Below are 21,705 nucleotides of genomic sequence, written 5' to 3'. Positions count from 1 at the left end.
TCAGAATTATGAAAAAAATCATGTTAGGTGTGCTGGGGATGACCCTTTTACTTTCATCCTGTGTATCACAAAAAAAATATGCAGAACTTGAATCTAAACAAAAAGAGACACAAGACCTGCTGAACAGTGCAACTGTTAAGCTGAACACCTGTCTTGAAGAGAAAGCCACGGCAAATTCCAGGTTGCAGACCCTGGAGGACCAGAATGCCTTCTTAAAAGCAAACAACCAGGAGCTTATCAATAACATGGGTAATTTAACCACCCTGACAACCAAAGGTGCTGAGAACCTTGAAAAATCTCTTGAGAGTCTTAAAGAAAAAGATCTTACCATCCGCAAATTACAAGATGCGATCACCCGGAGAGATTCTGTGAACCTCGCATTGGTTCAGAGCCTGAAAGGTGTTCTTGGTAACCTTGACGATGAGGATATCGAGATCAGCGTTGAAAAAGGTGTGGTCTTTGTGTCCATCTCTGATAAGTTACTCTTCAGTACCGGAAGCTATACCGTTACCCAGGCCGCTAAGAACGTCCTTGGAAAGGTAGCCCAGGTGGTGAATAATAAACCTGACTTTGAGTTCATGGTAGAAGGACACACAGACAACGTACCTTACCGTGGTAGCAACGGTGTCTTGTTAGACAACTGGGATCTTAGTGTAAAACGTGCCACTTCTGTAGTTCGCATCCTTGAAAAAGACTTCGGTGTAGCACCAGCCAGGATGACAGCTGCCGGAAGAAGCCATTATGCTCCCCTGGTTGATAACAATACTTCAGATAACAGGGCCAAGAACAGGAGAACCCGTATCGTAGTATTACCTAAGATCGATCAGTTCTACAGCATGATCGAAGAAGGGATGAAGGATCCTGCTATCAATAACTAAGCGTTATTCCTGAAAGCGCTCTATGCAGCCAGGCTGCCGAGCAAAACATATTAACCAAACCACGGCAAAACCAAGAAGGCAATGCCGTGGTTTTTTTGTACCCAGAATTGTATATTATGTAATAATAAATAGACAACGGATCAGGAATTTTAAATTGCTGATCAGGACTAGTAAGCAAACCAACGTAATCTGTTAACCCAAATCATTCTGACACTATGAGAATCATAATGTTGTCATTATCAATACTCCTATTGTGCGCTTCCTGCGCATCTAACCGGGCAAAAGTCCAGCAGGAAACTGCTACCACTGCTACCACTGCTTCCACGGATCCCGGTAGTATCCCCGGTATTACGGATTTCCTGGGAAAGGATGCTGAAGTTCAAAATGGACTATTCAATATATACCGGAAAGCAGACAAGGTCTATTTCGAGATACCGGACAGCCTGCTCAACCGGGAAATGCTGGTGGTTACCAGGTTTATTAAGACCCCTGCCGGTGCCAAGAATTACGGGGGTGAAGAAATAGGGGACAAAACCATTTTCTGGGAAAGAGGCCCTGCCAACAATCTTTTCTTAAGGATCTCTACCCTGGTCAGTATGGCGAACGAGGAGGAAGCGATTGCTTCTGCTGTTAATAATGCCACGGTAACACCAATCCTGGAAACATTTGATATTAAAGCGAGAAATGAGAAGACCGGTAGTTCACTTATCCGGGTCGATGAATTCATCAACAGTGACAATCCATTACTGACGATGAGTCCCACCCAGAAAGACGCTTATAAGCTCAGCACCCTGGAAGCCAATAAGTCTTATATCAAGAATATCAGTTCCTTTCCGATCAATACCGAAATACGCAGTGTAAAAACTTACAAGGCCAGGTCCGGGGATTCCCGGAAAGAGCTGCCCGCCATTGCCCTTTCTGGTGTTGTCACCCTGGAAATCAACAATTCGTTCATCCTCTTACCGGAAGAACCAATGAAAAAACGCGCCTATGATCCCCGTGTCGGGTTTTTCGCCAGTTCTTACCTGGAATACGGGGACGATCAGCAGAAGGTATCAGAAAATGTATACATCCACCGCTGGAGATTAGAACCCAGGGAGGAAGACCGGGAGAAATGGTTGTCAGGGGAACTTGTAACTCCAAAAGAACCCATCGTTTTCTACCTGGACCCTGCCACCCCTAAAAAATGGAGACCGTACCTGATACAGGGGATCAACGATTGGCAAAAAGCGTTTGAAAAAGCAGGTTTCAAGAATGCTATCATTGGGAAGGAATGGCCAGAGAATGACAGCGATATGAGCCTGGAGGACTCAAGGTTCTCTGTTCTCCGCTATTTTGCCTCCCCGGCGCGGAATGCCTATGGCCCAAATATCACGGATCCACGCAGTGGTGAGATCCTTGAAAGTCACATAGGCTGGTACCATAATGTTTTAAGCCTGGTTCACGACTGGTATATGATACAGGCCGGTGCAGTTGACCCTGGTGCCAGGAAAATGGAATTTGACACCGAATTGATGGGGCAGTTGGTCCGCTTTGTCTGTTCTCACGAAGTGGGACATACCCTTGGACTCCGGCACAATATGGCTGCAAGTTTTGCTACCCCGGTTGAAAAATTAAGGGATGCAGAGTGGCAACGCAAATACGGTCATACCAGCTCTATAATGGATTATGCGCGTTTTAACTACGTGGCTCAGCCTCGGGACAGTATCGCTCGGGAAGACCTTATGCCCAGGATCAACGATTACGACCTGTGGGCCATACGCTGGGGTTACGGCCCCCTGCCCCCTAACCCGGAGGGCCTGGATGAAAAAGAATTACTGAACGCTATGGTGGTAGACAGTATCAGTAATAATCCCAGGTTATGGTTCGGTGGTGAAGGCCGGGATTTTGATCCCCGCTCGCAGCGCGAAGACCTGGGTGACCAGGCAGTCCTTGCAAGTAATTACGGGATTCTAAACCTGCAACGAATTGTTCCCCACCTCCCGGAGTGGACTCAAGTAAAGCGCAGTGACAGCTACAGGAACCTAGACCAGGTCTATTCGGCCCTGGTTAAACAGTACGAGAATTACCTGTTCCACGTTGTAAAGAACATCGGCGGGATCTACGAGACGCCTAAAACCATGGGGGAAACCGGAGAAGTATATGCCCCGGTTGATGAACAACTGCAACGGGAAGCCCTAGTGTTCCTGGATCACCACATTTTTAATGAACCCAAATGGTTGCTTACCAACGAGATCCTGAATAATATCCAGTCTCCTCAATCCAAGGAAGCAGTAACCAAAACCATGGAAAGCGTGATGCTGAACCTGCTCGGTGGTAGTCGTCTTAGCCGGATGACATTCATTACAGAGCGGTTTACAGACCGTAATACCTACACCCCGGAAGAATATATGGATGACCTGTACGAGATGATCTGGGGCGACCTTAATGTGTTTTACCAGGCCAGTACTTACAGGCGGAAATTACAAAAGGCATACGTAGAAAACCTGATCGCCCTGTATCGCCCGGATAAAGCAAAAGGTGCCATCGGGGGACTACTCGCCAAGTTATCTGAGGATTTCACCTCCAATACTGATGTGCGATCCTTGGCCCTGAGCTACCTTTTACAATTACAAAAAGATATCAAGGGGAACCTGACTGTGATCAATCACAGGATGACCAGGGCTCACCTGCTGTACCTGGAGAAAGAACTGGAGGAAGTGATTGGGGAAACCAAAGAAGGCCAGCGCTTTATTGCCCCGTATAACCCGGACCTGTCTATCAAGGCAGAAGACGGGAACTGACCTCAGAAGATATCGAGACTGCCCTTGCCTTCCCTGATCACTACGGGCTCTGCTTCAGACAGATCGATAACCGTGGAAGGCTGGTTGTCGCCGTACCCGCCATCGATCACTACATCTACGAGGTTATCCCATTTCTCAAGGATCAGCTCGGGATCCGTGGTATATTCCAGGAGGGTATCTTCGTCCTTGATAGAGGTACTTACGATAGGCCTCCCCAGGGCCTCCACGAGTGCCCGGGAAATATTATTGTCCGGAACCCGTATCCCCACCGTTTTCTTCTTTTTAAAATCTTTGGGAAGATTATTGTTCCCCGGTAAAATGAAGGTATAAGGTCCGGGCAGGGCTCTCTTTAGAATTTTAAAAGTCGGGGTATCTATCTGCCGGACATAATCGGAGAGGTTGCTGAGATCGGCACAGATAAAGGACCAATTGGCTTTGGCCAGTTTAACTCCTTTTATCCTGGCTATTTTTTCAAGCGCTTTACTGTTGGTGATATCGCATCCCAACCCGTAAACCGTGTCTGTCGGGTATATGACAAGTCCGCCTTTCCTGAGAATATCAGCCACCCGTTTAATTTCTTTGGGTGCCGGGTTGTCTTCGTAAATCCTGATAAATTCTGCCATAGTATTCCGGGCTAAGAATTCGCAGGGAAATTCCTTATTCCAGGATCTCCAGCTTTGCGAACCGCAGTAATAATTTTTTAATATCTCCTTTTTCGAACCGGATCTCAGCCTTTTTATCGTTCCCCACTCCTTCTATCAGCAGTACCTCTCCCCTTCCGAAACGAGAGTGATTCACCCGGGTTCCTACTTCAAGGTTAGTGTCAGCCGCAGCGGCATTTCCAACCGGTGTAGACAATTCGGGTTTCAGTTTCCGTAATTTCCGAAGCTGGTTCTGGGTAGGCTGATTTCCACTTGGGGGTGCACCGTTCCTGGGTTTCTCCTGGCGCAGCCTGCTCTTATCTACTTCGCCGAAGATATTTTTATCGATGAAGGACTTATACTTATAGGTGTCTACAGGGGTAAGCTGTTCCACATATTGCTCATCTATTTCTTCCAGGAACCTGCTGGGTTCTGAATCGATAAGTTTACCCCAGCGATACCGGTTCTGGGTATAGGTCAGGTATGCCTGCTCTTCCGCCCTAGTAAGTGCCACATAGAACAATCGGCGTTCTTCTTCCAGCTCGCTTCTCGTATTCATGCTCATGGCAGAAGGGAAGAGATCTTCTTCCATACCCACTATGAAAACAAATGGGAATTCGAGTCCCTTGGCCAGGTGAATGGTCATCAGTGCCACGCGGTCATCATCCCCAGTGTCTTTGTCCAGGTCTGTAGCAAGCGCCACATCTTCCAGGAAGGTGGAAAGGTCTCCCTGCTCATCAGCTAATTCTTTCTGCCCTTCCACAAAATCTTTGATACCGTTCAGAAGTTCCTCAATATTCTCCATCCTGGCAATACCTTCCGGGGTTCCGTCCTTTTTGAATTCCAGCAGCATCCCTGTCTTCCTCGCCACGTGTTCGGCCAGGGTAAAGGCATCCGAGGTCTGGTTCATGATCTGGAAGCTTTTGATCATATTGACAAAGTCTTCCAGTTTTCTTTTGGTCCCGGAGTTGATCTTCAGGTCTATTTTATCCAGGTTCTGCATTACCTCGAAGATAGATCGCCCGTAATGGTTAGCAGCTACCGTCAACCGGTCAACCGTGGTCTGCCCAATACCCCTCGCTGGGAAATTGATCACCCTTTTCAGGGCTTCTTCATCCTTTGGATTGATGATCAGCCTGAGGTAAGACAGCACATCCTTAATCTCCTTTCGCTGGTAGAATGACAGCCCCCCGTATATCCGATACGGGATATCCTTCTTTCTCAGCGCATCTTCAATGGCCCGGGATTGGGAGTTGGTTCTGTAAAGTACTGCGAAATCACTGTCCGGACGCTGTGAGCGCATTTTTTCCTCGAAAACCGTACTGGCCACGAAACGCCCTTCTTCGGCATCCGTAACACTGCGGTGAATCTTTATTTTGGGACCATCGTCATTGGCTGTCCAGACCACTTTTTCCAACTGGTTCTTATTATTGGCAATGATGGTGTTGGCAGCGTTAACAATGTTCTTAGTGGAGCGGTAATTCTGTTCCAGACGGTACATGGCAGCATCATCATAATCCTTCTGGAAATTGAGGATGTTACTGATGTTGGCCCCCCTGAAGGAATAAATACTCTGGGCATCATCTCCTACGACACAGATGTTGTGGTACCTGTCTGCCAGGGCTTTTACGATCAGGTACTGGGAATGATTGGTATCCTGGTACTCATCCACCAGGATATACCGGAAGCGCTCCTGGTATTTCATCAGCACTTCGGGAAAACGGGTCAGCAACTCGTTCGTCCTTAAGAGGAGGTCATCAAAGTCCATCGCCCCCGCCTTAAAACAACGGTCCACGTATTCTTTATAGATCTCCCCGGTTCTAGGCCTCTTGGCCATAGCATCCGCCTCTACCAGGTCCTGATTCTGGAAGTATGCTTTAACCGTGATCAGGCTGTTCTTATAGGAGGATATCCGGTTCTGGATCTGTTTGTACTTATAGATGTCTTTATCCAGTCCCATTTCCTTAATGATCGAAGCGATCAGCCGCTGGGAATCCTGGGTGTCGTAGATGGTGAAGTTACTGGGAAATCCAAGTTTATCCCCGTCATAGCGTAACAACCTGGCAAAAATTGAATGGAAGGTTCCCATCCAGAGATTCTTGGTTTCCGATTTCCCGGCGATCTCCGCGATCCTGTGCTTCATTTCCCTGGCCGCCTTATTGGTAAAGGTAAGCGCGAGGATATTGAAGGGATCCACCCCCTGGTCCATCAGGTAAGCGATCCGGTAAGTCAGTACACGGGTTTTCCCGGAGCCTGCACCTGCGATCACCATAAGGGGTCCTTCCTTATGCAATACAGGGGCTCTCTGGGCCTCGTTCAGTTCATTGATAAATTGTTCCAACAGTAGTTTTTTAAAAAATCTTGGGCGGGGTATAAAATTAGCTATAATCAGGCGTATCCTGAAATGGAGAGGCAATAAACTTATCAAAAAAACCACTAATGATGTTTACCCAAAGTTTAATACGGGCAGCAATGTGATTTAAATACAATTTGAATATATTTAGCCTTTCCAAATTTCTCCTATGAATTATCGCAGCTGCATCACTTTGGTCTTAAGCTTGTTCCTATCCATTCAGATTATGCACGCACAAGAAGCACAGGCCGGTCCTGTGATCAAAAATTACGGCAAGGTTCACCGTATCTCCGATCCTGATTACAAGACGAATACCTCCCATGATTTCAAGGTGGTGTTTGATGTCACAGAAAGCCCGGAAAATAAAGAAGAGGTCAACAGGTATATAGAAACCGCGGCAAGATTCCTGAATATGCATGCCCAGGCCGGGATACCCGTGGAGCAATTGTCAGTCGCTATGGTAATTCACGGTTCTGCCACTCTGAATGTAATCGACAACGATGCTTATAAAAAAAGATTCGGGGTACCCAACCCGAACGAGCCCCTGATCAGGGAATTACTCGAAAAAGGAGTGCAGCTGATACAATGCGGGCAATCTATCAACAGCAGAGGAGTAGACCGGGAAGAACTAATTCCGGGGGTGCAGCTTTCCCTATCCGCCATGACTGCATTGATACAATTACAGGGAGATGGATACCAATTAATAAAATTCTGATAATATGATAAGATTAGTACAATGCGCTTTACTGCTGACCGCTGTTTGCGGGATGGCCCAGGGCAGTGGCCTGGAACAGGAGTACCAGGACATCGAGGAAAAGGTGATCACCTGGAGACGGGATATTCACCAGAACCCTGAACTTTCCAACCGGGAATTCAAAACCGCTGAAAAAATTGCCACCCACCTTCGATCTCTCGGGATGGAAGTGCAGACCGGGATTGCTCATACCGGAGTAGTCGGAATTTTAAAGGGAAACAATCCTGGCAAGGTGATTGCGCTCAGGGCAGATATCGATGCCCTCCCGGTTACGGAAAGAAATGACCTGCCGTACAAATCGACCGTCACCTCCGAGTTCCTGGGAGAAAAAGTAGGTGTGATGCACGCCTGTGGGCATGACACCCATGTGGCTATCCTGATGGGAGTGGCCGAGATCCTTTCTAAGAACAAAGACATGATCAACGGTACGGTAAAATTCATTTTTCAACCTGCGGAAGAAGGTGCACCTCCGGGAGAAGAGGGCGGGGCTGCCCTGATGATCAAAGAGGGAGTTCTGCAGAACCCGGATGTGGATGCCATTTTTGGGCTGCATATCAACAGCCAGACCCCGGTGGGTGTGATCCGTTATAAATCCGGAGGTACCATGGCATCAGCCCAGAGGTTTACCATAAACGTAAAGGGAAAACAAAGCCATGGGTCCCAGCCCTGGTCCGGGGTAGATCCTATCCTTATCAGTGCCAAGATCATCGACGGTCTGCAGACGATCGTCAGCCGCGAAATGAACCTGACCAATGAAGCCGCGGTAATTACTGTTGGAAAGATCAAATCAGGGGTTAGATCTAATATCATCCCTGAAAGTGCCGAGATGATCGGTACGATCCGGACCCTGGATTACGACATGCAGAAGCAACTTAATAAGCGAATGGAAGAAATGGTTCCGGCTATTGCCAAAGCTTACGGGGGTGAAGCCACAATAGAGATCGTAACCAATACGGCGATCACTTACAATAAACCGGAACTTGTAACCCAGATGCTGCCTACTATGGAGCGTGTTGCTGGCAAAGAGAACGTACAGACCCAGAATGCTATTACCGGGGCAGAGGATTTCTCATACTACCAGGAGAAAGTACCGGGCTTCTTCTTTTTCCTTGGGGGAATGACCCCCGGTACGACCGAGTCTTACCCGCATCACACCCCGGATTTCCTTATAGATGACAGCGGTCTGTTGCTGGGTGTAAAGACCCTGACTGAAATGAGCCTCGATTACCTGAATCAATAGAAATTACGGGACCCTCTCAAGGGTCCCTTTCAAATACTTTATCCCAATGAAAATATTACCTGCACTTTTTCTATGCGGCTCACTGCTTTGCGTAAGCAGCCTGTACAGCCAAAAGAAAAAAGATCTTATCCTGAAAGTTGATGCCCTGCAAACAGAACTTGACTCTACCAACCGGGTCCTGCGGGAGTGTCAGCGCAAAGAAACCGCCCAGCGGGCTGTTATTTCCGATTACGAAAGGCAATTAGCGGATTCCAGGAAGACCAATGCGGATCTACTGAATACCCTGACCAGGGTAACCGAAGAATCTAAGTCACAAACTGAGAACATAGGGAAATCCCTGGAAAACCTGAACCGGAAAGAGAGCCAGCTAAGACAGATCAACGAGTCGCTTACCCGTACTGATTCCACTACCATACAGTTGCTCACCTCGATCAAAAAGAGTCTGGGGGATGAAGTTCCGGTAGCCCTGGATAAAAATGTTTTCAGGATCGTGCTGGATAACAGTACCCTCTTTGGAAGTACTTCGCAGCAATACACGATAACGGAAGGCGGCAACGGGATGTTAGAAAAGGTAGCGCAGATCATGAAACTGCACCCTGATGCAAGACTGCATATAGAGAGCAATGCCGCTGCTGGAGTGGCAACCGATCAAAACGCACTGACGGGCACCCAATTGAGCGCTCTTAGAGCCAGTGCAGTTAAACAGTACTTAGAGGAAAAATTTATGATCTCACCGGAGTTTATCATCGCAACCGGCCAGGGCCAGGGACCTGCGAACAAGACCCTTTTGCGTATTACCCCGGATTATGACCAATTCTTCGTCATGGTGAAAGATCTTATGAAAAACACGCGCTGATGTATGGCAGGCATGCGGTGGGAATTAAAGAGGCTGCCTTGCTGTCATAATTTTTAAAAGAATACAGCGTTGTAAAGGGGAGTAAACAACTAAACACTTTTCAATATGACCGGAGACGGAATCTTTCAGTTATTTGCCTACTTATTACCTGCTTTAGTAACAGGGGCCATTGCATTTTATTTTTTCAGGTTACATACAAGGAATGAAGAAGGCCGTCGCAGGTTTCTCCTTCATAAGGACGCGCAAAAAAATGCACTTCCCCTGAGGTTACAGGCTTATGAAAGAATGGCATTATTCCTGGAACGGATCTCGATCCCCAGCCTGGTTGTAAGGATCGCCCCGAAATCCACGGATAAGAATGCTTACGAATCCCTCCTTATCAGGAATATCGAAAACGAATTTGATCACAATTTATCCCAGCAGATCTACATGAGTGATGAGTGCTGGAATATCATCAAAGCCGCCAAGAACGCCACTATACAGGCCATCAGGAAAGCTGCCATGAGCGAAGCTGACAATGCCGATAAATTAAGGGAAGATATTCTTAACGATACCATGGACAAGGCATCGCCATCTGCCACAGCCCTTTCTTATATCAAGAAAGAGATTGGGGAACTCTGGTAACCCTCCTATTCGTTGGGCTCTATCTGGCTCAGGTTTTCACTTTTCGACTGGGCAAAATTAAACCCACTGGACCACCAGCTGGCCATCTTTTCTTTATCAAAGATCAGGGAATTGGTTGTGAGCACCGTAGGGGTATAATAGAAGTTGATAATCGCTTCGTTCTGGTTGGCTACCAGTTTCCCTATCCGTATATTCTGGCGCTCGATCCGGTCCAGCATAAAACTGAACATACTGGTTAGTAAAGCGAAGACATTCTTTGACGGCAGCCTGTTGTAGTGGGTTACTTCTGTATGCAATATAATCGCATCAACCTCGGTGGCACCTCTTTTCAGCGCTTCCTCTATCGGGACCATGGATCCCAGTCCCCCATCAGCATATTCACAGCCATCTTTCCTCACTAAACTCATAAACGGGGTGTAATTACAGGAAATCCAGATCCACTCGCAAAAATCATCGTAGTCAAAATCCCGGATAGATTTATATTCAACCTGGTTGAGGGACAGGTTAGATACCGTGACCACGATATCTTTATACTGCTCCTTCAGGGAGCGAAATTCGGCCGGGCTGAGTGTTTTCCGTATAAGTTTTAAAAGGTTATGACTCTCCCCGAAAGTTTTACTGCCGTCGTAAAAATTCTTCAATACGTTCCAATGGTTGATCCCGATGGTGGCCATCCCGTGTTTCTGGTTGATGGTAAAGGGGCACCTGGAGAAAATACTATTCTGGTTGACCGAAGTATAAACCTCTTTGATCTTTTCAATTTTACCCAGGGCCAGGTGTGAGATCAGCAGGCTGCCTGTAGAAGTACCGATAAAAATATCATACTCATGTCCGTGCTCTTCCATCAGGTATTGGGCCACGCCCCCGGCAAAGGCCCCTTTACTGCCTCCGCCAGATATTACTAATGCCCTCATAGTTCTTTCAGTTTTTGGTTGATGTATGTAGCCTTTCCTTCAGGTAACATTGCTGCTACACGCCGAATCCGGGCAAGTTGTTTGTCGTCCTTCATCAGCCGTTCCAGGAGGTTCCTGGCAAATTTCCTGAACTGCCAGGAATGATGTGCAGAAGCAAACAGTAAGTCTAAAATATTCTTTTCCGTGAACATCCTGGCTTCTTCCAGGTAACGGAATGCACCTATGCGGATGTCAAATGGGTATTTGGGATCTGTATAACCGGACAATTCATTGAAGAATTCTTCTTCTTTGCCCGGCTCATAATCTTTGGTAAATAAAGCCAGGGTAAGCCAGAGTAAGCGGATGTTATAATTGGGTAATCCTTTTATCCCGTTTGTTTTCCGCAGGTAATCGGCACGCCCTTCCGGGTGATGTACCCATAATTTGAACAATGCATTTTCTTTAGTCACATAACTGGGATCTTCAAGAAAGGACTCGTAGGTCTCCGTTAAAGTATCGGGAACACCTGAATTAGATAAGGCAAGGGCCTGTCTCGACTTGATTCCCGCGTTGGCCATAAGTTCCGACAGCACTTCTGCAGGAAGCAATTTGTGGTAATCGCTGACCAGGTTTGCGCGAAAAAGATCGGAGTCGTTCTTATTCCAGGCTTCAAGTAAAATTGCCCTGCTGGAGTCCTTTGCCACCGTCAAGCTGTTCTGCAGGGCTCGGAAATCCCTGATGTCTTCGTTGCTTTCAGCTAGTAGATGGAGAGCTTCCCGGTAAGGAAATTGCCTCGAATCCAGCCACTGCTCTTTAAAAGTGGTCAGGTCTTCAGTAGATGTGGTCTCCATTTCGTGCAGGAAATCTTCGACCGTGGCATTCGCATAGGCATAGCGCTGCAGGAAAGATATAATCCCGGCATTGAAAAGCTTATCCCCCACCAGTTCTCGCAGGGCAAAAAGGGCCCAGGCTCCCTTCTCGTAAAAAGTGAGGCTACCTGCATTGGGGTCCAAAAGTGATTCCCCCTTTCCTTGCTGGGACATCCGATCCAGGGTACGGGCACTTTCAAACAATTTCCAGTAGAAGTAATCGTCGCCAAATAGCTCTCGTTCCGCCAGGAGGGCGTAATAGGAGGCAAAACCTTCGTGCAGCCAATGATGCTCCCCGGAGACTTCTGTGACCAGGTTTCCGAACCATTGGTGTGCCAGCTCATGGGCATTTACATTCACATAATTCTTATCGGTAAACGCCAGGCTGTCGATCACATAGGCATCAGAAAAAATAGTAGTGCTGGTATTTTCCATACCGGCATAGAGAAAATCGCGCACCGGTAACTGCCTGTACACCTGCCAGGGGTATGGAACACCTATCTCTTTCTCAAGAATGTTGAATATCTCGGCAGAATAGCGGTAGGTGGGTTCTGTATAAAGGCTGTCTCCCGGGTAATAATAGAGTTCAATGGGAACTCCGCTCTCAGAGGTCAGTTCTTTTTTTTCGTAATTACCGATCACAAATGCCAGGAGGTAACTGCTCATCGGTTTATCCATATCGAAGGACCAGGTGGCCGTGCTGTCGGCCACGCTCACAAATCTCTGAATCCCGTTGGCTGTGACAAAATAATCCTTGTCAAACGTTATCTGCAGGTCGTAGACCATCTTTTCGGTCATATCATCGATCCCGGGCAACCAGTGACTGCTGTATTTCCCCTGTCCCTGTGTCCAGACCTGCCGCATTCCATCCTCATCCCCGGGATAATCCCACCCAATAAAGTAAACGGCCTCTTCCGGATGTGCCAGGTAGGCCAGGGACAGCTCGTATTGCTGCCCGGGTTTAAATTTCCTGTAAACCTTCAGATGCCGCCCGTCATAATCAAAGCGGGCTTTCTTCCCTCCTACCCGGACCTCGCTGAATTTCATCTTACGGGCATCCAAGGTAATAACATCCAGGGATGCCAGTGCTTCCAGGGTATAGTGCACGGTACCGCTTATTTCCTCGTCTTCCGGGTTAATACGTATCGCTACTTCTGCTTGCAGGAAATCTGTTTTATTTCCTCCCTGGGCAGCAAGGCTAATCGAAAAGATGAACAGGGAAAATAATATAAGAAATGATCTTTGGCTCACGGGCTGTAAATTACATTAAAAATAGGTTTTTAGTTTATTGCAGTTATATAGGGGAACCTTTATTTTAGTCGGATGAATGCCAAGTTTCTTCAAACCCCTATAGCCTACCTGAAAGGCGTAGGGCCCAACAGGGCCGAAATCCTGCAATCTGAACTGGGTATTCATACCTACCAGGACCTGCTGCACCTGTTCCCGAACAGGTATATTGACAAAACTCAATATTACACCATTAACCAATTGCAGCGAAATTCTTCCGAGGTCCAGATCATTGGTAAGGTCGTACATCTAAAAACTGTAGAACAAGCCAGGGGAAGTCGCCTGGTCGCCACTTTCATGGACCAAACCGGGGAAATGGAGCTAGTGTGGTTCCGGGGTCATAAATGGATCAGGGAGAGCCTGAAGCTGAATGTTCCCTATGTCATCTTCGGACGCTTGCAGTATTTTAACGGCCGGTTTTCCATGCCTCACCCGGAAATGGAATTGGCACAAGAACACCAGCAGGGTATCCGGGTAGCGATGCAACCTGTTTATCCTTCCACTGAAAAACTTCAGAAAAGAGGAATAACCAACCGTTTAATGAATAAACTGCTCCAACAGCTATTCAGTGAGTTACCCGGAGCATTTGCAGAAACCCTGCCTGCAAAAATGATCGAGGAGTTACGACTCACCTCTAAATCCAGGGCATTATTCCATATCCATTTTCCCAAAGACCAGGAAACCTTATCAAAGGCCCAGTTCCGCTTAAAATTTGAAGAATTCTTCTACATACAGCTGCAGCTGCTCTTTAAAAAACAACTGCGAAAACAAAAGATCAAGGGTATGCCCTTTGAAAAGGTGGGTGAACATTTTAACCGTTTTTACCAGGAACATTTACCGTTCCAGCTCACCGGCGCCCAGCAAAGGGTTATCAAAGAAATTCGTGCAGACCTTGGCAGTAATGCACAGATGAACCGTTTACTGCAAGGTGACGTTGGCTCGGGTAAGACGATAGTTGCTCTCCTGGCAATGCTCCTGGCGATAGATAACGGATACCAGGCCTGCCTGGTGGCACCTACTGAGATCCTGGCAGTACAGCACTATAACGGGCTAAAGGAACTACTGGGAGATATGGGGGTCTCAATCGCGCTGCTGACAGGTTCGGTAAAACAAAAAGACCGGAAACCCCTGCACGAAGAATTACAGAATGGGAAACTTAATATCCTGGTAGGGACGCATGCGGTTTTAGAAGATAAGGTGCGCTTCCACAACCTGGGGCTGGCAATTATTGATGAGCAACACAGGTTCGGGGTGGCCCAGCGTGCCAAGCTTTGGCGTAAGAACCAATTACCTCCCCACATCCTGGTGATGACTGCTACACCGATTCCCAGAACCCTGGCCATGAGCCTTTACGGCGACCTGGATATCTCAGTGATCGACGAACTTCCGCCGGGTCGGAAACCTATACGTACCGTACATCGATACGATGCTAACCGGTTAAAAGTGTTCCGTTTTCTCAGGGACGAGATCCAGAAAGGGCGACAGGTCTATATTGTTTACCCCCTGATACAGGAATCAGAAGCCTTGGATTACAAAGACCTGATGGATGGCTATGAAAGCGTGGTCCGCGAATTTCCACAACCGGAATACCAGGTCTCTATTGTACATGGGCAGATGAAGGCTGAGGACAAGGACTACGAAATGGAACGATTTCTCAAAAAAGAAACCCAGATCATGGTAGCAACGACAGTGATTGAAGTGGGTGTCAATGTTCCCAATGCTTCCGTGATGATCATAGAGAGTGCAGAGCGCTTTGGTCTCTCCCAGTTACACCAGTTGCGCGGGCGTGTAGGCCGCGGGGCCGAGCAAAGTTTCTGTATCCTGATGACCGGTCATAAATTATCCTCAGAAGCAAAGACCAGGCTGGAGACCATGGTAAGGACCAATGACGGTTTTGAAATAGCCGAAGTGGATCTGAAACTCCGGGGACCCGGCGACCTGATGGGAACCCAGCAAAGCGGAGTTCTGAACCTGAAGATAGCAGACGTGGTCAGGGACAGGGATATATTACAGACCGCACGTTTTTACGCCCAGCGGTTACTGAAAGAGGACCCCGATTTGGAGGCCAATGATAATCTCCCGGTCAGGGTGGCTTACAGCAGGTTGTCACGGCATAAGGATATCTGGACCTATATCAGCTGAACCAGAGACTACCCCGGTATAGGTGCTGATTATAGACATAGTAATTCCCGGAAATTAATGAATGGGCTGGGTCACTCCCCGGATCACCCAATTAATCCTGGCTAAAGCGAAACGCTTGGAACTCGTCAAAATTTCCCTATTATATCTCTTAACTAATTGATTAACTGCATTATACATCACATTATAAGTGGTTGAACATCGTAATTTGAAAATGCGGTTTCCCTGTACTCTTAATATGCTTTACTACTTTTGAATGCTTAAATACTGGCTAATCAGAAGCTATTTCAATTATGAGTAAAACACTGTTCGATAAAGTCTGGGATGCCCACGTGATCAAGAAAATTGAAAACGGGCCGCAAGTTCTTTTTATAGACCGCCACCTCGTTCACGAGGTGACCAGCCCTGTGGCTTTCCTGGGGCTAAAGAATCGTGGGATCAAGGTGCGGTACCCGGAGCGGACCTTTGCTACTGCAGATCACAACACCCCTACCAGGAACCAGCATTTACCTGTGGCTGACCCGCTTTCCGCCAACCAGCTGAAAATGTTGGAACAGAATGCGGCAGAACACGGAATTCCTTACTGGGGTTTAGGACATGAAAAGAACGGGATCGTCCATGTGATCGGTCCGGAAAATGGGATAACCGTTCCCGGGGCAACCATTGTCTGCGGGGATTCACATACTTCTACACACGGGGCTTTTGGTGCTATTGCTTTCGGGATAGGTACCTCCGAGGTAGAAATGGTCCTGGCAACACAATGTATACTGCAACCCAAACCTAAACGGATGCGCATCAATGTGCACGGTCAACTGAACCCGGGGGTAACGCCTAAGGATGTAGCCCTGTATATAATTTCCAGGCTGACCACCTCCGGTGCCACTGGGTATTTTGTAGAGTATGCCGGGGAGGTCTTCCGGAATATGTCTATGGAAGGAAGGATGACGGTATGTAACCTGAGTATTGAGATGGGCGCCAGGGGCGGAATGATGTCCCCGGATAAAAAAACATTTGAGTACATCAAGGGACGTGAGTTCACGCCAAAAGGCGAAGCATGGGATAAAGCCATGGAGTACTGGGCTACGCTGAAGACCGATGACGATGCTATTTTTGACAAAGAGATCAGTTTTAACGGGGATGATATTGAACCTATGATCACTTACGGAACCAACCCGGGAATGGGGGTTGGGATTACGAAGGGAATACCAACAGCCGATACAGTTGAAGGAGGCGCGGCAACCTATGCCAAATCCCTGGCCTATATGGATTTTCACGAGGGTGATTCCATGATCGGCAAACCGATCGATTTTGTCTTCCTTGGAAGTTGTACCAATGGAAGGATAGAGGACTTCCGGGCGTTTACTCAAATCGTAAAAGGCCGGAAAAAAGCTGATAATGTAACCGCCTGGCTAGTGCCCGGCTCTCATAAGGTAGAAGCTGCAATCCGGCAAGAAGGACTGCTGGATATTCTTACGGAAGCAGGCTTTGAATTGCGGGAACCCGGCTGTTCTGCATGCCTTGCCATGAATGATGATAAGATCCCTGCAGGGAAATATGCGGTGAGTACTTCTAACCGGAATTTTGAAGGGCGACAGGGACCTGGAGCACGGACCCTCCTTGCAAGCCCGCTTGTGGCTGCAGCAGCCGCGGTGACGGGTAAGGTGACAGACCCAAGAGAACTCCTCGAAATGGCTACGGCCTGAAATAAAAATATTAATACAAGATAATAGGAATGGCTTACGATAAATTTAATGTACTTACCAGCACAGCAGTGCCTCTGCCTATAGAAAATGTGGATACGGACCAGATCATCCCTGCCCGTTTCCTGAAAGCAACTACCAGGGAAGGGTTTGGAGATAACCTCTTCCGCGACTGGCGTTACAACCCGGACAACAGCCCGAAAGAACATTTTGTGCTGAATAACCCAATTTACTCGGGCCAGATCCTTGTAGGTGGAAAGAACTTCGGTTCCGGTTCCTCGCGGGAGCATGCTGCCTGGGCCGTTTACGATTACGGTTTCCGATGTGTTGTTTCGAGCTTTTTTGCCGATATCTTCAGGAACAACTGTCTGAACGTTGGCGTACTCCCGGTGCAGGTCAGTGCGGCCTTCCTGCAACAGATCTTTGAAGCCATTGAAAAGGATCCGAAGACGGAGATAAAGGTAGACTTACCGGAACAGGCGATAACTATCCTTGCGACCGGGGCCAGCGAAACCTTTGATATCAACCCGTATAAGAAAGATAATATGCTTAACGGTTTTGACGACATCGATTTCCTTTTGAACCTGGAAGATGACATCACTGCATTTAACGCCCGGAATCCTTTATAATTCCCACAAAGAAAGATCTTCTGCCTAACAGCAAGGTAAGACCATGAAGAAGCGCACCATAGAAATAATGGATACTACCCTCAGGGACGGAGAACAGACGTCCGGAGTCTCTTTTTCAGCTTCTGAAAAACTGACCCTGGCTAAACTCCTGCTGGACGAACTGAAGGTGGACCGCATAGAGGTTGCCTCTGCCAGGGTTTCCGAAGGAGAGTTCCAGTCCGTCGCACAGATCACTAGCTGGGCGGAAGAAAAAGGTTATCTGGACAGGGTTGAGGTACTGACCTTCGTGGATGGAGGCAGTTCCATCGAATGGATGATCAAGGCCGGGGCACGGGTTCAGAACCTGCTGACTAAAGGGTCTATGAATCACCTGACCCACCAGTTAAAAAAGACTCCGGAGCAACATTTCAGTGAAATTGCCGCCGTAGTGGCACAGGCAGAGAAAAACGGGATCAGTACCAATGTATACCTGGAAGACTGGAGTAATGGCATGCGGAATTCGCCGGACTATGTATATAGTTTTATCGATTACCTTACAACACTGCCCATCAAAAGACTGCTGCTTCCCGACACCCTTGGAATTCTTACCCCTTCAGAAACTTATAGTTTCCTTTATGAGATCAGGAAGAAATACCCGCAGCTACACATCGATTTTCACGGGCATAACGATTACGACCTCAGTGTGGCCAATGTAATGGAGGCCCTGAGAGCCGGTTGTGACGGGTTACACCTGACAGTGAACGGGATGGGAGAACGTGCAGGAAACGCCCCCTTAGCGAGCGTGGTGGCCGTGGTAAACGACTTTATACCCGATGTCCGCATCAATGTTAAGGAATCTTCTCTCTTTAAGGTAAGTAAGTTGGTCTCCACTTTTACCGGCTTTGGTATCCCTGCCAACAAACCTATTGTAGGCGATAATGTTTTCACCCAAACTGCTGGTATTCATGCAGATGGAGACAACAAGAAGAATCTTTACTTTAATGATCTGCTGCCGGAGCGATTCGGGCGGAAACGGAAGTACGCCCTTGGCAAGACCTCCGGGAAAGCCAACATCCAGAAGAACCTCCAGGAACTGGGGCTTACCCTGAATGATGAAGAACTAAAAAGGGTTACCCAACGGATCATTGAACTGGGAGACAAGAAAGAAAAGGTGACAAAAGAAGACCTGCCGTACATTATCTCTGATGTACTGGATAGTAACACCTACCAACAGCGTGTTTTTGTACGGTCTTATGTTCTAACCCATTCCAAGGGATTAAAACCATCTACCACGGTGTCCGTGGAGATCGATGGAGACTCCCATGAGGAAAATGCCCAGGGAGACGGCCAGTTTGATGCCTTTATGAATGCACTGAGAAAAGTTTACTCCTCCCGGAAGATGGAACTGCCAACCCTGACTGATTACGCGGTGAGAATACCCCCGGGAAGCAATTCCGATTCCCTTTGTGAAACCATTATTACATGGGAACACGACGGCAGGGAATTCAAGACGCGGGGACTTGATTCTGACCAGACGGTATCTGCCATCAAGGCAACCGAGAAAATGCTCAATATTTTTTAACGATCAAATACCAACACATGAACTTAAATATTGCCTTATTGGCCGGGGACGGCATTGGTCCGGAAGTAATAGACCAGGCTGTCAAGGTCTGCGACGCAGTAGCTAAAAAGTTTGACCATACTATTAACTGGATCCCTGCACTGACAGGTGCTGCGGCCATAGATGCCGTGGGTGATCCCTATCCCCCGGAGACCCACAAGATCTGCCGGGAAGCAGATGCTGTACTCTTCGGGGCCATTGGACACCCGAGGTTTGATAACGACCCTTCTGCCAAAGTGAGGCCGGAACAGGGACTATTAAAAATGAGGCAGGAATTAGGTTTGTTCGCGAATGTCCGGCCGACGTTCACCTTTCCTTCACTGGTTGATAAATCCCCGTTAAAGAGAGAGCGAATAGAAGGGACAGACCTGGTCTTCCTGCGCGAACTTACAGGTGGAATATATTTCGGAAAACGCGGCAGGGAGGATAATGGTGATACAGCCTATGATACCTGTACCTATACGCGCAAAGAAGTTCAGCGCCTGGCTAAGAAGGGCTTTGAGCTTGCTATGAGGCGATCCAAGAAGCTTTGTTGTGTGGATAAAGCCAATGTGCTGGAATCTTCCAGGTTATGGAGGGAAACGGTACAGGCTATGGAAAAAGATTACCCGGAAGTTACCGTGAGTTATGAGTTCGTAGATGCCGTGGCAATGCGTCTTGTTCAATGGCCAAATTCTTATGACGTACTGATCACAGAGAACCTGTTTGGCGATATCCTGACGGACGAGGCTTCAGTGATCTCCGGTTCCATGGGCTTAATGCCATCGGCCTCGGTAGGAGAAAATGTTTCTCTTTACGAGCCTATACACGGTTCATACCCCCAGGCCGCCGGGAAAAATATCGCCAATCCCATGGCCACTATACTTTCTGCCGCCATGATGTTTGAGGACTTCGGGCTCAGCGAGGAAGCCACCGCTATTAGAGATGCCGTTAACCAGGCCCTTGAAACAGGTATGGTTACCGAAGACCTTGCAGATAAGGATAAAGCTCACGGAACCGATGAAGTAGGAAACTGGCTGGCAGCGCAGATCTAGGATTGTAAAGCGAGTTGTCTCCTCCTGTTCTTTACTTGTCGGCGCTGCAGCAGGAGAAGCACTGAAGCGATCAGCACCCCAATCCCGGCTAACAATGCTCCCACCAGTCCCGGCTTGGTAAAATCATACCCCATGGCGATGGGTAATCCGCCGAAAAAAGCTCCGGAAGCATTGGCCATATTAAAAGCACTTTGGTTCAGTGACGATCCCAGCATTTCTGAACCCTTTGATTGTTGTATAATGGCCATTTGAACAGGTGTTCCCACCGTGAAGGCTACCATACTGATCACAAAGGTCATGATAATGGCGGCATAAGGATCAACGGCAAGGAAACTGTTCACCACCAGCACTGCGGTCATTAGGATCAGGCTGGTGACCACTGCTTTCATAGGGGCAAACCATTCGGCCAACTTGGCACCCAGGAAATTCCCGGCTACCATTCCAAGGCCAGCCAGTATCATTGCATAGCTGACCATTTCATCTTCCCAACCTGCAACTTTGGTAAGCAGTGGGGCGATATAACTGTACCATGCAAAGAAACCCCCTGTTCCAATGGTGGTCAGGAGAATAAGTCCCAGCACCTGCGGTTTGGCAAGAATACTTATGTCTTTCCCAAAGCCCCGGGTAGAGGCCCTTTCCTGTACAGGAATCCAGAAATGTACACTAACCAGCGTTAACAGGCCTATAATTCCCGCTAGGAGAAAAGACCAGCTCCAGTGGATCTGTTGCCCGAGGTAAGTTCCCAGTGGCACTCCCAGGACATTGGCCACTGTGAGACCGGCAAACATAGTGGCGATCGCTTGTGCTGCCTTCCCTTTTTTCGCCAGTTTTGCAGCCACTACTGCCCCAATTCCGAAAAAAGCACCATGCGGCAGACCAGAGAGGAACCTGGTGAGCAATAATAATTCGTAATTAGGAGCAAATGCCGATAAGGTATTGAATAGGGTAAACCACAACATGAGGTATAACATCACCTTATGCGCTTTCCATTTCCCGGCCACCGCGGTCAGCAATGGTGCTCCCACTACAACGCCAAGGGCATAGGCCGCAATAAAATGACCGGCTTTGGCAATGCTGATGTTTAGATCCTGTGCCACATCGGGTAATATTCCCATGATGACAAATTCTGTCAATCCAATCCCAAACCCACCCATGGCCAGGGCGAATAAGGCTTTCTTTCTCAATATATCTGGTTTCATGTGTACCTGTTTAAACTGTCCCGGAAAACCCGTTCGGTTAGCCCGGGTTTAATCCTGCAATCAAAGTTAGCTGTAGATACGCGTGAACAGCTGTCTTGGATTACCAGCTTTAGGTAGTATTTTACCTTTTTAGGTAATAGAGTCAGTAATCTTTTGATAATATCGAACAGTCGCGGTTTAAAAACAGAAAGCCCCTTCCATGACAGGAAGGGGCTTTTGTGTTATA

16 protein-coding genes are annotated in these 21,705 nt (G+C 47.8%); 11 read left to right on the top strand and 5 right to left on the bottom strand.

Going from position 1 to position 21,705, the window contains the following annotated elements; all coding sequences use genetic code 11:
• Nucleotides 1-8: 8 nt before the first annotated feature.
• The gene (locus CLV82_RS09915; protein ID WP_133644143.1) at nt 9-878 is read left to right on the top strand and encodes an OmpA family protein; all 870 of its coding nucleotides are present in this window, start codon (nt 9-11) and stop codon (nt 876-878) included.
• 215 nt (nt 879-1,093) lie between these two features.
• On the top strand, nt 1,094-3,661 hold the full coding sequence (locus tag CLV82_RS09910) for a zinc-dependent metalloprotease (protein WP_133644142.1): 2,568 nt from the start codon (nt 1,094-1,096) through the stop codon (nt 3,659-3,661).
• Nucleotides 3,662-3,663: 2 nt separating this feature from the next.
• On the opposite strand, the gene CLV82_RS09905 is transcribed toward CLV82_RS09910, so the two are convergent.
• Together CLV82_RS09905 and CLV82_RS09900 are read right to left on the bottom strand one after the other, a co-directional pair.
• Nucleotides 3,664-4,284, bottom strand: a complete 621-nt coding sequence (locus tag CLV82_RS09905; RefSeq protein WP_133644141.1) for an L-threonylcarbamoyladenylate synthase — start codon at nt 4,282-4,284, stop codon at nt 3,664-3,666.
• A 34-nt stretch (nt 4,285-4,318) separates the two neighbouring features.
• Complete coding sequence (locus tag CLV82_RS09900) at nt 4,319-6,643, bottom strand: ATP-dependent helicase (RefSeq protein ID WP_133644140.1); 2,325 nt, start codon at nt 6,641-6,643, stop codon at nt 4,319-4,321.
• 238 nt (nt 6,644-6,881) lie between these two features.
• On the opposite strand from CLV82_RS09900, the gene CLV82_RS09895 reads away from it, so the two are divergent.
• From CLV82_RS09895 to CLV82_RS09880, 4 genes are all read left to right on the top strand, one after another.
• On the top strand, nt 6,882-7,370 hold the full coding sequence (locus CLV82_RS09895) for a DsrE family protein (RefSeq protein ID WP_243744186.1): 489 nt from the start codon (nt 6,882-6,884) through the stop codon (nt 7,368-7,370).
• Between the two features lie 4 nt (nt 7,371-7,374).
• Complete coding sequence (locus CLV82_RS09890; RefSeq protein WP_133644138.1) at nt 7,375-8,649, top strand: amidohydrolase; 1,275 nt, start codon at nt 7,375-7,377, stop codon at nt 8,647-8,649.
• Nucleotides 8,650-8,695: 46 nt separating this feature from the next.
• Nucleotides 8,696-9,505, top strand: coding sequence for an OmpA family protein (locus CLV82_RS09885; protein WP_133644137.1), 810 nt, complete (start codon nt 8,696-8,698; stop codon nt 9,503-9,505).
• Nucleotides 9,506-9,610: 105 nt separating this feature from the next.
• Complete coding sequence (locus CLV82_RS09880; RefSeq protein ID WP_133644136.1) at nt 9,611-10,129, top strand: DUF7935 family protein; 519 nt, start codon at nt 9,611-9,613, stop codon at nt 10,127-10,129.
• A gap of 5 nt (nt 10,130-10,134) precedes the next feature.
• On the opposite strand, the gene CLV82_RS09875 is transcribed toward CLV82_RS09880, so the two are convergent.
• Both CLV82_RS09875 and CLV82_RS09870 read right to left on the bottom strand, forming a co-directional pair.
• Nucleotides 10,135-11,043, bottom strand: coding sequence for a patatin-like phospholipase family protein (locus CLV82_RS09875; protein ID WP_133644135.1), 909 nt, complete (start codon nt 11,041-11,043; stop codon nt 10,135-10,137).
• A complete protein-coding gene (locus CLV82_RS09870; protein WP_243744185.1) occupies nt 11,040-13,142 on the bottom strand; it encodes a M1 family metallopeptidase in 2,103 nt (700 codons plus the stop codon). The genes CLV82_RS09875 and CLV82_RS09870 overlap by 4 nt, the downstream gene beginning before the upstream one ends.
• 72 nt (nt 13,143-13,214) lie before the next feature.
• Between CLV82_RS09870 and recG the strand changes: the two genes are divergently transcribed.
• The 5 genes from recG (at nt 13,215) to leuB (ending at nt 20,280) form a co-directional block, all read left to right on the top strand.
• Nucleotides 13,215-15,320, top strand: a complete 2,106-nt coding sequence (gene recG / locus CLV82_RS09865; RefSeq protein ID WP_133644134.1) for an ATP-dependent DNA helicase RecG — start codon at nt 13,215-13,217, stop codon at nt 15,318-15,320.
• A 290-nt stretch (nt 15,321-15,610) separates the two neighbouring features.
• Nucleotides 15,611-17,020, top strand: coding sequence for a 3-isopropylmalate dehydratase large subunit (gene leuC, locus CLV82_RS09860; protein WP_133644133.1), 1,410 nt, complete (start codon nt 15,611-15,613; stop codon nt 17,018-17,020).
• Nucleotides 17,021-17,049: 29 nt separating this feature from the next.
• On the top strand, nt 17,050-17,646 hold the full coding sequence (gene leuD, locus CLV82_RS09855; protein ID WP_133644132.1) for a 3-isopropylmalate dehydratase small subunit: 597 nt from the start codon (nt 17,050-17,052) through the stop codon (nt 17,644-17,646).
• 43 nt (nt 17,647-17,689) lie between these two features.
• On the top strand, nt 17,690-19,207 hold the full coding sequence (locus tag CLV82_RS09850) for an alpha-isopropylmalate synthase regulatory domain-containing protein (RefSeq protein WP_133644131.1): 1,518 nt from the start codon (nt 17,690-17,692) through the stop codon (nt 19,205-19,207).
• Between the two features lie 17 nt (nt 19,208-19,224).
• A complete protein-coding gene (gene leuB, locus CLV82_RS09845; RefSeq protein WP_133644130.1) occupies nt 19,225-20,280 on the top strand; it encodes a 3-isopropylmalate dehydrogenase in 1,056 nt (351 codons plus the stop codon).
• On the opposite strand, the gene CLV82_RS09840 is transcribed toward leuB, so the two are convergent.
• A complete protein-coding gene (locus tag CLV82_RS09840) occupies nt 20,277-21,479 on the bottom strand; it encodes an MFS transporter (RefSeq protein ID WP_133644129.1) in 1,203 nt (400 codons plus the stop codon). The genes leuB and CLV82_RS09840 overlap by 4 nt on opposite strands.
• Nucleotides 21,480-21,705 lie beyond the last annotated feature (226 nt).

This window comes from Zeaxanthinibacter enoshimensis, assembly GCF_004362865.1.
Taxonomy (GTDB): Bacteria; Bacteroidota; Bacteroidia; order Flavobacteriales; family Flavobacteriaceae; genus Zeaxanthinibacter; species Zeaxanthinibacter enoshimensis.
The sequence above is the reverse complement of the archived record's forward strand: the minus strand, read 5'-3'. Positions and strand labels throughout refer to the sequence as shown.

What these genes read in the sequence shown, in the direction of transcription:
- leuB (WP_133644130.1), top strand. Translation starts at nt 19,225, where the DNA reads ATGAACTTAAATATTGCCTTATTGGCCGGGGACGGCATTGGTCCGGAA.
- CLV82_RS09895 (WP_243744186.1), top strand. Translation starts at nt 6,882, where the DNA reads ATGCACGCACAAGAAGCACAGGCCGGTCCTGTGATCAAAAATTACGGC.
- CLV82_RS09880 (WP_133644136.1), top strand. Translation starts at nt 9,611, where the DNA reads ATGACCGGAGACGGAATCTTTCAGTTATTTGCCTACTTATTACCTGCT.
- recG (WP_133644134.1), top strand. Translation starts at nt 13,215, where the DNA reads ATGAATGCCAAGTTTCTTCAAACCCCTATAGCCTACCTGAAAGGCGTA.
- CLV82_RS09910 (WP_133644142.1), top strand. Translation starts at nt 1,094, where the DNA reads ATGAGAATCATAATGTTGTCATTATCAATACTCCTATTGTGCGCTTCC.
- CLV82_RS09890 (WP_133644138.1), top strand. Translation starts at nt 7,375, where the DNA reads ATGATAAGATTAGTACAATGCGCTTTACTGCTGACCGCTGTTTGCGGG.
- CLV82_RS09840 (WP_133644129.1), bottom strand. Translation starts at nt 21,479, where the DNA reads ATGAAACCAGATATATTGAGAAAGAAAGCCTTATTCGCCCTGGCCATG.
- CLV82_RS09850 (WP_133644131.1), top strand. Translation starts at nt 17,690, where the DNA reads ATGAAGAAGCGCACCATAGAAATAATGGATACTACCCTCAGGGACGGA.
- CLV82_RS09875 (WP_133644135.1), bottom strand. Translation starts at nt 11,043, where the DNA reads ATGAGGGCATTAGTAATATCTGGCGGAGGCAGTAAAGGGGCCTTTGCC.
- leuD (WP_133644132.1), top strand. Translation starts at nt 17,050, where the DNA reads ATGGCTTACGATAAATTTAATGTACTTACCAGCACAGCAGTGCCTCTG.
- leuC (WP_133644133.1), top strand. Translation starts at nt 15,611, where the DNA reads ATGAGTAAAACACTGTTCGATAAAGTCTGGGATGCCCACGTGATCAAG.
- CLV82_RS09885 (WP_133644137.1), top strand. Translation starts at nt 8,696, where the DNA reads ATGAAAATATTACCTGCACTTTTTCTATGCGGCTCACTGCTTTGCGTA.
- CLV82_RS09905 (WP_133644141.1), bottom strand. Translation starts at nt 4,284, where the DNA reads ATGGCAGAATTTATCAGGATTTACGAAGACAACCCGGCACCCAAAGAA.
- CLV82_RS09915 (WP_133644143.1), top strand. Translation starts at nt 9, where the DNA reads ATGAAAAAAATCATGTTAGGTGTGCTGGGGATGACCCTTTTACTTTCA.